A 1,385-nucleotide genomic window follows, 5' to 3' on the forward strand; every position below is an offset into this window, starting at 1 on the left:
AAAACATACTAAGATTAGTAGTGAAGAAATCTCCGACGGGAGAGAGTACTCACTGCTTTTTCTTTATGTTAAAGTAGAGGGTGTCTTGTTAAGTCGAGGGTCTTTTTGACGCTTGATGTCGTACACAAAACTGGCAAGACACCTGTTTTAGGAAGAATGTTATCAAAGTATGTGGGACGCTTGACGTCGTGTATTGAAAATGACATCACTAAAACAAGGTATCATTCAAGACAAAGAGGGAATTATCATGCGGACTGTGTTTGGAATTGATGTGAGTAAGGCAAGTTCAGAGGTGGCTATTTTAGTGAATGGTGAGAAAGTTCATGGCTACACCATGCCCAACGATACCATCGGATTTGCACGTCTCTTGAGCGATTTAAAAACCGTCCAACACCCTGAAATCATCTTTGAGGCAACCGGAGTCTATTCTCGGCACCTTCAGGCATTTCTGGAGGAAAATGGCTACACTTATACACGGCTCAATCCTTTGGAAACTAAGAAGCAACTGGATAGCCTGCGAGTTCGTAAAACAGATAAGATTGACGCTGAAAAACTAGCACAATCTCAATTTGTGCTCAATCGTAAACCGACCTATGTTCAAGAGGAGGTTTATCAAGACTTGCGGGATTTGAGTCGTTTCTATCAGAATCTGACAGAGGATACCGTTCGTACTAAGAACCGCCTTCACAAAGTACTGCAAGTGACCTTCCCAGAAATAGAGTCTATTTTATCAGCGCCAACAGGTGAACAATACTGGCAGCTGGTGAGGGCATTCCCAAGTAAAGCTTTCGTCCTGGAAGTGTCTGAGATGGAACTGACTGCCAGCATTCGGCAGTCTACAGCCAAACGCATCTCTGACAAGCGTGTCGCTTATCTGGTGGGGAAACTCATTGAACTAGCCAAACAGTCTTATTGTGCTACTTAGACAAAATGATAGAGCTGGCCAAACCTCTACCAGAATACGAGATTCTTCTCTCTATCCCTGGTATCGCTGAAACAACCGCCACCTCTATCATAGGCGAATTAGGGGATATCCGTCGTTTTCAGTCTCCCAATCAAATCAACGCCTTTATCGAGATTGATCTGAGACACTATGAATCAGGGAACTATTTGGCCCAAGAACATATCACCAAGCGGGGCAATCCTTATGCCAGAAAGATTCTCTTCAAGACCATTCACAACATTGCTTCGGCCAGTCATACCAATCCTTGCCACATTGCGGACTTTTATGAGAAACGAAAAAGACAATCGCAGACGACTTCAACTAAGCCTCATACGATTGCCTCAATGCATCGCCTCATAAGGACAATGTATTACCTCATTACGCATAACAAACTTTACGATTACACTTTAACCCAAAATCATTAAAGCCGTCTATGCTCTAT

Annotated in this window: 1 pseudogene; it reads left to right on the forward strand. The window is 43.2% G+C overall.

The features are described from left to right. Positions 1-247 precede the first annotated feature (247 nt). Positions 248-1,368, forward strand: a pseudogene (locus HMPREF2984_RS05380) (IS110 family transposase). Positions 1,369-1,385 lie beyond the last annotated feature (17 nt).

Origin of the sequence: Streptococcus sp. HMSC066E07, assembly GCF_001814695.1 — a bacterium.
GTDB classification, from domain to species: Bacteria; Bacillota; Bacilli; order Lactobacillales; family Streptococcaceae; genus Streptococcus; species Streptococcus hominis.